Source organism: Bradyrhizobium nivariense, from assembly GCF_029846695.2.
In the GTDB taxonomy this organism is placed as follows: domain Bacteria; phylum Pseudomonadota; class Alphaproteobacteria; order Rhizobiales; family Xanthobacteraceae; genus Bradyrhizobium.
Genome location: NZ_JARWCR020000029.1, coordinates 12,501 through 24,049 on the forward strand (window position 1 = coordinate 12,501; position 11,549 = coordinate 24,049).

The 11,549-nt window shown below is 58.5% G+C and carries 5 protein-coding genes, 2 tRNA genes and 2 rRNA genes (1 of these 9 only partly in view); 2 read left to right on the top strand and 7 right to left on the bottom strand.

Annotation, left to right across the window (positions count from 1 at the left end; all coding sequences use genetic code 11):
* From QCM77_RS23025 to QCM77_RS23040, 4 genes are all read right to left on the bottom strand, one after another.
* Positions 1–1,046, bottom strand: a 23S ribosomal RNA gene (locus tag QCM77_RS23025); it reaches 1,827 nt to the left of the window's first position.
* Positions 1,047–1,448: 402 nt separating this feature from the next.
* Positions 1,449–1,524, bottom strand: a tRNA-Ala gene (locus QCM77_RS23030).
* Positions 1,525–1,557: 33 nt separating this feature from the next.
* A tRNA-Ile gene (locus QCM77_RS23035) sits at positions 1,558–1,634 on the bottom strand.
* A 193-nt stretch (positions 1,635–1,827) separates the two neighbouring features.
* Positions 1,828–3,316: ribosomal RNA gene (locus tag QCM77_RS23040) — 16S ribosomal RNA — on the bottom strand.
* The 16S and 23S rRNA genes sit together here with 2 tRNA genes alongside, the layout of an rRNA operon.
* A gap of 1,013 nt (positions 3,317–4,329) precedes the next feature.
* Between QCM77_RS23040 and QCM77_RS23045 the strand changes: the two genes are divergently transcribed.
* Together QCM77_RS23045 and QCM77_RS23050 are read left to right on the top strand one after the other, a co-directional pair.
* Positions 4,330–6,393: a M23 family metallopeptidase gene (locus QCM77_RS23045; protein ID WP_279685017.1), complete on the top strand. Its 2,064-nt coding sequence runs from the start codon at positions 4,330–4,332 to the stop codon at positions 6,391–6,393.
* Positions 6,394–6,548: 155 nt separating this feature from the next.
* Entirely contained in the window at positions 6,549–8,168 is a 1,620-nt protein-coding gene (locus tag QCM77_RS23050; RefSeq protein WP_279685019.1) for an NHL repeat-containing protein, read from the top strand.
* A gap of 119 nt (positions 8,169–8,287) precedes the next feature.
* Here the strand turns inward: QCM77_RS23050 and QCM77_RS23055 are convergent, their stop codons facing one another.
* From QCM77_RS23055 to QCM77_RS23065, 3 genes are read right to left on the bottom strand one after another with little or no spacing between them, the layout of a single operon-like run.
* On the bottom strand, positions 8,288–8,860 hold the full coding sequence (locus QCM77_RS23055) for a DUF2272 domain-containing protein (RefSeq protein WP_279661560.1): 573 nt from the start codon (positions 8,858–8,860) through the stop codon (positions 8,288–8,290).
* Between the two features lie 52 nt (positions 8,861–8,912).
* On the bottom strand, positions 8,913–10,277 hold the full coding sequence (locus QCM77_RS23060; protein WP_279685020.1) for an RlpA-like double-psi beta-barrel domain-containing protein: 1,365 nt from the start codon (positions 10,275–10,277) through the stop codon (positions 8,913–8,915).
* 45 nt (positions 10,278–10,322) lie between these two features.
* Positions 10,323–11,141, bottom strand: a complete 819-nt coding sequence (locus QCM77_RS23065) for a hypothetical protein (protein ID WP_279685021.1) — start codon at positions 11,139–11,141, stop codon at positions 10,323–10,325.
* Between the last annotated feature and the right edge of the window lie 408 nt (positions 11,142–11,549).

Below are 11,549 nucleotides of genomic sequence, written 5' to 3' on the forward strand. Positions count from 1 at the left end.
CGGATAGTACTCTCAGGTATTCGGAGTTTGGTTGGGTTTGGTAAGACGGTAAGTCCCCCTAGCCCATCCAGTGCTCTACCCCCTGAGGTATTCGTCCGAGGCGATACCTAAATATCTTTCGCGGAGAACCAGCTATTTCCCAGTTTGATTGGCCTTTCACCCCTAACCACAAGTCATCGGAGTCTTTTTCAACAGACACCCGTTCGGTCCTCCAGTGAGTGTTACCTCACCTTCAACCTGCTCATGGCTAGATCACTAGGTTTCGGGTCTAATACAACGAACTTGACGCCCTATTCAGACTCGCTTTCGCTACGCCTTCGCCTATCGGCTTAAGCTTGCTCGTTAAATTAAGTCGCTGGCCCATAATACAAAAGGTACGATGTCACCCAGAACGTATCTTGGGCTCCATCTGTTTGTAGGTGTCCGGTTTCAGGTCTATTTCACTCCCCTCGTCGGGGTGCTTTTCACCTTTCCCTCACGGTACTGGTTCACTATCGGTCGCTGAGGAGTACTTAGGCTTGGAGGGTGGTCCCCCCGCGTTCAGACAGGATTTCACGTGTCCCGCCTTACTCGTGGATACATCATCGCATTACTCGTACGGGGCTATCACCCTCTAAGGCCCAGCTTTCCTGACTGGTTCCGATTGTCTTTGATGTATCACTGGCCTGGTCCGCGTTCGCTCGCCACTACTAACGGAGTCTCTGTTGATGTCCTTTCCTCCAGGTACTTAGATGTTTCAGTTCCCTGGGTTTGCTTGAAACCTCCTATGTATTCAGAAGTCTCATACCTTCTCTTGATAACCGGAAATCCAAAACCTCTTCGATCGAAATCTAAAGGCTTAGGCATCTCACATTTCTGATCGAACCCCACACCAATGTCTCTCGACAAAGGTCTTGGAGTTCCGGCTATCGAAGGTGGGTTTCCCCATTCGGAAATCCATGGATCAAAGCTTCTTCGCAGCTCCCCACGGCTTATCGCAGCGTAGCACGTCCTTCATCGCCTCTCAGCGCCAAGGCATCCACCGAACACCCTTAAGGCACTTGATTGCTCTCATTATCAATGTCCACACACTCGGCAGAATGTTGTCTGCAGAACTACCTTGCGGCACGCGCCCTCGATGAACGCTATCTGCAGCCGGACAATGATTAGAAAGACCAGCTTGCTTCGTAAGATCGTTCCGATAGCGAGGCGGTCAAGCTTCGCTAAAAGGATCATTTACAACTCGCTTGTCTTTCAAGCGCAGCCTTGTGAGCTACCCTGGAAGACGCACGAGCGCCGAAATGATCCGGAGATAATGAAGTATCGCGCAGAAATCTTCTGCACGATCCAACTCGGATCGATCTCCTCTTTACAATGTCAGAAATCACGCACGTCACTGTCCATCCGGACTAGTGGGTGCGAAGTGATGTTTCGCGGACGACGGTTGAGTTGTCGGTGATCAAACCATCTGGTGGAGCCAGACGGGATCGAACCGACGACCTCATGCTTGCAAAGCACGCGCTCTCCCAGCTGAGCTATGGCCCCGTAACCAGAAGACGAATGCTCACTCGATGAGTGTGGTGGGCCTGGGAAGACTTGAACTTCCGACCTCACGCTTATCAAGCGCGCGCTCTAACCAACTGAGCTACAAGCCCCTAACGCATATCCAGTCAAGGACCAGGGATCCTGCAAGGTTGCAGCCCCAGCGCGTGTTCGTCCGCGAAGAAAGAGAAACGAAGACGGCGAAATCCCGCCAATGCAGCTCAACGATCCTGACGACCGTTGGCCACTGATGTTTCTAAAACGATCCGATAGCTAGCCGAAGCTAAGCTGAAGGATCATCCTTAGAAAGGAGGTGATCCAGCCGCAGGTTCCCCTACGGCTACCTTGTTACGACTTCACCCCAGTCGCTGACCCTACCGTGGCCGGCTGCCTCCATTGCTGGTTAGCGCACCGTCTTCAGGTAAAACCAACTCCCATGGTGTGACGGGCGGTGTGTACAAGGCCCGGGAACGTATTCACCGTGGCGTGCTGATCCACGATTACTAGCGATTCCAACTTCATGGGCTCGAGTTGCAGAGCCCAATCCGAACTGAGACGGCTTTTTGAGATTTGCGAAGGGTTGCCCCTTAGCGTCCCATTGTCACCGCCATTGTAGCACGTGTGTAGCCCAGCCCGTAAGGGCCATGAGGACTTGACGTCATCCCCACCTTCCTCGCGGCTTATCACCGGCAGTCTCCTTAGAGTGCTCAACTAAATGGTAGCAACTAAGGACGGGGGTTGCGCTCGTTGCGGGACTTAACCCAACATCTCACGACACGAGCTGACGACAGCCATGCAGCACCTGTGTTCCAGGCTCCGAAGAGAAGGTCACATCTCTGCGACCGGTCCTGGACATGTCAAGGGCTGGTAAGGTTCTGCGCGTTGCGTCGAATTAAACCACATGCTCCACCGCTTGTGCGGGCCCCCGTCAATTCCTTTGAGTTTTAATCTTGCGACCGTACTCCCCAGGCGGAATGCTTAAAGCGTTAGCTGCGCCACTAGTGAGTAAACCCACTAACGGCTGGCATTCATCGTTTACGGCGTGGACTACCAGGGTATCTAATCCTGTTTGCTCCCCACGCTTTCGTGCCTCAGCGTCAGTATCGGGCCAGTGAGCCGCCTTCGCCACTGGTGTTCTTGCGAATATCTACGAATTTCACCTCTACACTCGCAGTTCCACTCACCTCTCCCGAACTCAAGATCTTCAGTATCAAAGGCAGTTCTGGAGTTGAGCTCCAGGATTTCACCCCTGACTTAAAGACCCGCCTACGCACCCTTTACGCCCAGTGATTCCGAGCAACGCTAGCCCCCTTCGTATTACCGCGGCTGCTGGCACGAAGTTAGCCGGGGCTTATTCTTGCGGTACCGTCATTATCTTCCCGCACAAAAGAGCTTTACAACCCTAGGGCCTTCATCACTCACGCGGCATGGCTGGATCAGGGTTGCCCCCATTGTCCAATATTCCCCACTGCTGCCTCCCGTAGGAGTTTGGGCCGTGTCTCAGTCCCAATGTGGCTGATCATCCTCTCAGACCAGCTACTGATCGTCGCCTTGGTGAGCCATTACCTCACCAACTAGCTAATCAGACGCGGGCCAATCTTTCGGCGATAAATCTTTCCCCGTAAGGGCTTATCCGGTATTAGCACAAGTTTCCCTGTGTTGTTCCGAACCAAAAGGTATGTTCCCACGCGTTACTCACCCGTCTGCCGCTGACGTATTGCTACGCCCGCTCGACTTGCATGTGTTAAGCCTGCCGCCAGCGTTCGCTCTGAGCCAGGATCAAACTCTCAAGTTGGACTTGAACTTTGAACCGGCTGATCACAACGTTTTGACGAGGTCCCACCATTTTTCATCGACCGAAGTCGATGAGCTGCCCGCGATTCACATCGCTGGCAACGATGGTGTAACCTTAAAACGTGTACCGCCGAAGTCTTTCGTCCGGCCCCGATCCGAAAAGCCGAAGCTCTTCAAATGCGAGACCCGCAAGGACTCCGCCGTCCACGTTTCTCTTTCTTCATCTTCACTTGTCAAACAGCCCGGGACCCAGGAGGCCCCAACCTTCCAGAGAGGAAGGGTTCCGACACCCTTACCGACGATGAATGAACTCCAATCGACTTACGTCGACTGTTGTGTCACTCAACAAGGTGAGGAGCATCAGTGGCGCGTTCGCTCGCCTTGGTCAGTGACCCGGCGGCGCCGCGCTCAGTGGTCGGGTTATAGGCCCCGCCCATCGGAGTTGTCAACGGCCATTGTCAACAAATCGTCGCACGGTGGATTGTTGAAAAAATTCACGCGATTCCAGATGGTTAGATGACCCCTGAGCGCGCGGACTGAACCGGGGCGGTGAAAAAACCCAAAAAAAGTTTGGGCCCGAGGGGGCGCTGGAGGCCGCTTGCAGCGCCCCCTCCGGGGAGGTCCCTCGCGCCGGGCCGTTCAGGAAACTTTTCCATATTAGGCGCCGTACTTGAGCCACAATCCCCCGGCGTTCTGCTACAGACAAAGCTTGAATCGCAGGGATGCCAGTGGGGGCTGCCGGCGGTTTGCGTGGGGTCAGAGGAAGGCGATCACGATGACGCGGCCTTCTTCAGACATTCGAGCTTCAGACATTCGAGAAACATCGAGAGTTTTTTTTCCGCTTAGCTGTTCGTAATTTCGGCCGGCCCGTCATCAGGGCCTTCTGACCGCGGACGCCTGTGCGGCTTGCCCTTTCCGGCGACGCCCCCGAAGGGGCGGCGTAAGGCGTAAGGAGGGGCTCGAAACCGGGCTGCTCGAAACCGGGCTCTTGGGTCGTTGATTGGGGGACTTGGGTTGAACCACAGGACGTCACGCGGCGCTTACGGGCGTGAGACCGGGATCATCGATCTCGGCCACGAGCCGCCGCTGTCCGTCGATGGTTCTGAAGCCGCCGTCATCGATCGCCGCCGCGTCTCGGTGCAATGGTTCAGCGGGACGATCTTGACCGGACTCTGCGGCGCAGCCCTGATCGGCGGCGCCGTTTTCGCTTCGCTCGACGGCGAGATGACCTTCGCCAAGGTGCCGGAGCGCGTCGAAGGCGCGCTGCGCGGCGCATTCGGCGCAGCCGACCGCGCCGCCACGCTGCACAAGAGCGACCGCCTGCCGCCGCCGAACGAATCCACCGCATCGCGCAACATCGTGCGCGTCTCGACCGTCGCCCGCGTCGGCAACCGCGACGTGATGCGGGTGCGTCCCTTCATCCGGATCGCCGGCAATCTGTCGATGACGACCAGCGACCTGTCGGCGAAGATTCCGCCGTTCAACGCCCAGCGCCTTCTCACCGACGTCGGCGCCGATCCGAAGACGGCATCCGACGATCCCAACAATCCGGAAGCGGTCGAGCCCGACGCCGAGGTCTCCTTCGTCACCAAGGACCTGTCGCCGGTGCTGCCGAAGGCCAAGATTTCCGCAGTGGTGGCGCTCGACGACATCCTGATGCGGGTGCGCGATGCCGCCAACTGGCGCGGCAATGGCGGGGTGCGCTACGCCGCGCTCTCCAATGCCGCCGCCGACGTCTCCGGCGCGACCGGCCCGTCCGACATCAGAAGCGCCTACGCCACCGAAGTGTCGCCGTCCGATCCCTATGCCGGCTTCGAGACGCGCGTGGTGCCGGAAAACGTCACACTGCTGCCGAAGACCAAGGAGCAGATCACCGGTGGAAATCCCAACGGCGAACGCGTCCACATCGTCAAGAAGGGCGACAACGTCGCTGGCGTGCTGCGCGATCTCGGCGCCACGGCCGAGGAGATCAAGGCGATCGCCGCGACGCTCGGGCCCCGCGGCCGCGACGGCGGCCTCAAGGAAGGCGAGAAGCTGCGCATCCTGATGGCGCCCGCAAGCCCCGGCGCCCGGCTGCAGCCCTACCGCGTCGTCGTCGCCAACGAGACCATGGTCGAGGCGATCGCGGCGCTGTCCGATCTCGGCAAATACGTCGCGGTCGACGTCTCCAGCATGAACACCGTCGCCGACGCTGCGGCCAACGCCAGCAGCGACGACGATGACGACGATGACGGCACGGGCGTGCGGCTCTACCAGAGCATCTACGAGACCGCGATGCGCAATAAAGTGCCGATGCCGGTCATCGACGACATGATCAAGATCTACTCCTACGACGTAGATTTCCAGCGCAAGGTGGCGCCGGGCGATTCATTCGACGTGTTCTACGCCGGCGAAGACGAAGGCGTGACCGCGAGCGAAAAGAACGACGTGCTGTTCGCTTCGCTCACGCTCGGCGGCGAGACCAAGAAATACTACCGCTACCAGAGCCCCGACGACGGCGTCGTCGACTACTATGACGAGACCGGTAAGAGCGCGAAGAAGTTCCTGGTGCGCAAGCCCGTCAACAACGCCATCATGCGCTCCGGCTTCGGCGGCCGTCGCCACCCGATCCTGGGCTATGTGAAGATGCACACCGGCGTCGACTGGGCCACCGCCTACGGCACGCCGATCTTCGCCTCCGGCAACGGCGTGATCGAGAAGGCCGGCCCGGAGGGCGGCTACGGCAAATACATCCGCATCAAGCATAACAACGGCTACGAGACCGCCTATGGCCACATGTCGGCCTTCGCCAAGGGCATGGAGCCCGGCAAGAAGGTGCGGCAGGGCCAGGTGATCGGCTTCGTCGGTTCGACCGGCGCGTCGACAGGCCCTCACGTCCACTACGAAATCCTGGTCAACGGCCGCTTCGTCGATCCGCTGCGCGTGAAATTGCCGCGCGGCCGCTCGCTGGAAGGCCCGATGCTGGCCGGCTTCGAGAAGGAGCGTGACCGGCTCGACGGCATGATGAGCGGCCGCGTCGGCGCCATCGCCCGGATGTCGGACGCCACCGGCGGCCCGTTGCAGGTCACCAACCGGTAAGCCGGCGAGCCCGCCGACATCGGCCGGATATCTTCAAACACGACCTGGATTTGACGTTGTCGCGCGAGGTCCGCTTGGCGGCATCACAACGTCAAGTTTCGTTTGCCAAAGCGGCATGAGGAGCGAATACTTTCCAAAAAATGGGAGGTCTCGCCATGAAGAACAGGCTCGCCTGCGCAGCCTTCGTCGCTGCGATTGTCTCCGCCACCGGCGTTTCGGCCGAAAGCTGGGAGGTCACCAGGCTGGTCCCGGGCTCGGCGTTCCACGGCGTGCACGGGCTTGCGATCGACAAGGCCGGCCATCTGTTTGCCGGCAGCGTCGCGGGCGCGGCGCTCTACGAGGTCGACATCGCCGGCGGTACCGCCAAGGTTGCAATCCCCGCTCCGATCGGAATGGCCGACGACATCGCATTCGCGCCCGACGGCACCATGGCCTGGACCGGATTCCTGGCCGGCGATCTCTATTCGCGCAAGGGCGACGGCCCGATCAAGAAGCTCGCTTCCGGCCTTCCCGGCATCAACTCGCTCGCCTTCCGCAAGGACGGCAGGCTCTACGCCACCACCGTCTTCCTCGGCGACACGCTCTATGAGATCGACGTCGAGGGCGTCAAACCGCCGCGCCAGATCATGGAGAAGATGGGCGGCCTCAACGGCTTCGAGTTCGGTCCCGACGACAAGCTCTATGGTCCGCTCTGGTTCAAGGGACAGGTCGCAAAGGTCGACGTCGACAAAGCCGAGCTGACCGTCGTCGCCGACGGCTTCAAGGTCCCGGCCGCGGTGAACTTCGATTCCAAGGGCAATCTCTGGGTGGTCGACACCGCGCTCGGCCAGCTCGTCCGGGTCGATCCCAAGTCGGGCGCCAAGACCATGGTCGCGCAACTGAAGCCGTCGCTCGACAATCTCGCGATCGACGACAACGACCGCATCTACGTCTCCAACATGGCCGACAACGGCATCCAGGAGGTCGATCCGGCGACCGGCGAGGCCAGGCAGGTCATCATCGGCAAGCTCGCTTTGCCCGGCGGCATCGGCGTCACGTCAGAGAACGGCAAGGATACGATCCACGTCGCCGACGTGTTCGCCTATCGCACGGTGGACGGCGCGACCGGCGAGGTCACCGAGAAGGCGCGCATGCACGCCGCCGGCGTCACGCTCGAATATCCGATGAGCGTGACGGCGAAGGGGAACGACGTGGTCCTGTCGAGCTGGTTCACCGGCACGGTGCAGGTGATCGACGGCAAGACCGGCGCCACGCGCGACATGTTGCACGGCCTCAAGGCGCCGCATGACGCAATCGTGCTCGCGGACGGCAGCATTTTGGTGGCCGAGCTCGGCACCAACTCGCTGGTGCGCGTCAGCGGGGAACACGGCAAGGACCACACCCCGCTGATCGGCGGCCTCGAGGGCCCGGTCGGGCTCGTCGGCGGATCGCGCGGCGAGGTCTATGTCACCGAAGCGTTTGCGGGCGTCGTCTCGATGATCGACAGCAACGGCGAAAAGACCGTGCTCGCCAAGGAGCTGAAAATGCCCGAAGGCATCGCACGCGCCAGCGACGGCAAGCTGATCGTGGCGGAGGTGGGCGCGAGGCGCATTGTCCAGATCGATCCGAAGGACGGGGCGATCACCGAGATCGCCGCCAATCTTCCAATCGGCCTGACGGGCGCACCCGGCGGCCTGCCGACCCACATCCCGACAGGCGTGGCGGTCGGGGCGAGCGGCGTGATTTATTTCTCGTCGGATTTAGAGAACGCGATTTACAAGATGACGAAGAAATAAGCCCCAGAACGTCCCCCGTGTTCGGCGCCGCGCTGCTAGCCGCTGCCAGCGCATCGGCATCGCGCGCGTATCTCGGCTGGCTGCTCAAGCCGTGGCGCGCCATCTGCACGCGTGATGACTTATTTTAGCACTTCAATCACGGCGATGAGAGGATTGCGTCCCCTCTGGATCAGGAGCCCTGAGTCAGCCAGAGCCAGCTCTTCGGTGCCAACATTACCGCACGGTTCCTGATTACCCATCACGATGAGCGCTTTGCGCGGAACTATATCAATGACGATCCCGCTCTCCGAAAAATAACTTCCGGCCAAGATGCGATCGAACGTCACCTTTCCGTTGTTCCGGTTCACATGAAGAATATCGCCAAGTTGCGGCGCATAGGCTTCAATGCGTCTCGCCTGAAACGCACCTTGTTCGGCGTCTGCGTTCTGCACTGCAAATTGAGCATATTTCGAATGGCTGAGTGCCGTTGGAAATTCGGCCTCCGAAGCTCCCGCGGTGCGCATGCACCAGGAAATGAAGACTGCCGAATAATGCTGCTGGAACGAAGCAATATCTGTAATCCCGATTGAACGCCCATAGGATTCGATACGAATTTCAAGCTCCTGATCTCCGCGGCAGCGGCCAGACAGGGCCTCACTCTCTTGTCGCGCCAATTGGACGAATTGAGTCTTGAAAAGAGTAGGACCCGCCATTTTGATCCCCCTGCATTACGGTGCTTTCATTCGGTTGCGCCTGCCACCGAAATCAGAACTGGCTCTTGTCCAGGTCGAAAAACAGCATCGGTAAATGCAGTTGGTCGACGTAGCGAGCCCTCCAGCTCTTGAACGTGCGGTTCTGGGCGAACTGTCCCTGTCCCGAACTGTTCGAGAAAACCTGGGTGTTGTCCAAGCCTCCCGTGGGGCTCTGACCAACAATTCCAATGTGGCCGTGCACGGTTCCGGATGGCGGGGTCGGCGAGATGATGATCGAACCCGGGCTGGGGCTATCCGTCTGAATATGATGCTTTCGTAAAGCATCAAAAACTTCTCCCGTGCCCAGCGCATTTCTTCCTTTGCTATCGGCAGCGATCGGTTTGCCGAGCGCGAGCCGAACCACTTCATTGACCGCCCATGCGCAGGCAAGATTGCCTCCCTCTGTCCCAGGCACCTTGCTGGTGTCCATCCCGACGCTCGCTTGGGCCTTGGCAAACACCTTCGCATTGATATTGGCGTTTGCGCCGGGCGCTGGGCCGCCTTTCTTTTTCGACTTTTCGGGTTCGACGCTTGCCCTGTTGAGCTGATCAGCAACCGCCTGTGGAATCTTATCGCCCGCCTGCACCGGGAGTACCGTAGTGTTGCTGAGAAGAATTTCCGTCGCATTGTGGCCGACGCGACGCAATAGCGTTTGCCCCCCCTCGATCGATCCGATCTGGTTGGTTATCCAATAGGTGCTGTTATTGGAGGTCGTCATCACGACGAGCGAGCGCGTCATATCGGCTGGGAAGGTTATCTTATCGATCGCCGCCAAATTTACGCCCACGGCGACGCCGATCTGCGGAGTTGGAATTTCGACAGTGCAGACGTCGTCCGTTTTGAGTCCGAGCTTTGTTGCCAATCCCGGTGAAAGGTCTGCCACGCGACCGGTTGTCGGCTTGGGGCCCGAATCGACCGGCCGAGCTTCTTCCGACTTCCCGTTGGCGCTAACCCGGACCTTAATTGTTCGCAGAAACTCTCGCGGCGTTGCAAAGATGTCCCAGCGACACGCAATGTAATTGACCGTCGGATCGAGCCGCTTCGCCAGACCGGTAGTGTTTGGCGGTTGCGTCTGAAGAAAAATATCCGGATTGGCCGCGACATCTATCTGTTCGAACAAGGCGAGACCTTCATCAGGACCGACACCCGGATCGGTCGGGCCGCCAAAGGTCGACATCTTGCCAACTTTGGTTATGGGCGTACCGGGCAAATCCGTCGGCTTGTCTGCGACGATCACCGTCGACTCGACGGTGAAGGTGCCATCCTTGTCGACGAATGCTGTGACGATGTCAGCTTCGTCGATCTCCTTGAAATCGTTTATCAGGCTTACCAATTCCGACTCGGGGACTTTGGTCGTCCTATCAATAGTTGCCGTCATCCGATCCCCCTAAATATTTGAATTCAACACGACGATACTGAATCACTAAGGGATGTTTTGCTCGCTTACGAACTGTGCCCGCTTGCTGGCAAACTGACCTTGAGCAATGAAGCTGCTCGGAGAGGTGTTCAACTGCTCCCTCTTGATGAACCCCTCTAAAATGCTCACGCTACCCTTGATTACGTTCCCATTGGCGTCTCGTATCCACGCCTTAATCCTTCGCGAGAACGAATCTGCTCCAAATTCTCCATCCGTCCTAAACTTAACGCCGGAGGTCGAAGGACCACTCCCAGTCAGTGTTCCTGCGGCATTGCCGCCACTCGACGGCGCAGCAGTTTCCTTGACATTCGAAACCGTAATTGGATTGGGGCCCGACTTATCCTTCGCCTGCTCCGCGGCTCGGTCTGCGTTCGCAAGTGTCCTGGAAAGTCCAACCAGCGCGGAAGCAACTGTACCTGCCTGATAATAGGCATCCGCATCGGACAACGCCATCGGAAGGGTGTAATCAGCGATCGGTGTTATTATTCTTGTTGTACTGCTGACGTCCCTGAACATCTTGGCGTAAATGGTAGCGGCCTGGGTTTTTCGATCCGCTCGCATCTGAGCTTGCAGCGCCTGGATCGTGTTGCTGAGCAACTGCTTTTCGGTATAGGCCTTGTCAGCTCCGATGACTGCGGTGGCCGTCCCCGACAAGATGGATTTTGTCGACACGGCAGGTACCAAAGTCGCTGCCGTGGTTAGACCGAGGCTTGCCAAGGTCGCTGCTAAACCCTCTTCCTGCATTTCCTTTGTGAGGCGGGCTTCGTAGTAATGATATTCGAGGTCGGTCATATACATGCGGGCGGTCAGAACCTGATTCCGCATGTTCGCCTGCTGGTCCGAAGATTGACTGTAGAAGTTAGCCAAGTCTGGCGCGCCGAGCGGCCTTGTCCATTCGACATCATCTGTAATGAGAAAGGCTCGTCGAGGCCCTGGTTGACTTGACGTGCAACCGCTCACCAGCAGCGCCAATGCAACGCAACTCGCAACGATACCCGAACGCATCGCACGCCCCCACAATATCTTTCAGACCGTGACGAGCGAACTCTGTCGCTACGAACGACAGCCTCACGCGACCAACATTTCGGCAAACGCCGTATGTCGCCACAGCCCCTTAAATCTGGAATTGATTGTGGCGAACCTTAAGCAAATTGTTCAAGAAGATTCATGCACGCTCTCGGAGAAAGCGCAGAGCGTGTTCTATTTATAGCACACTCCCTTTACGGGCATTGC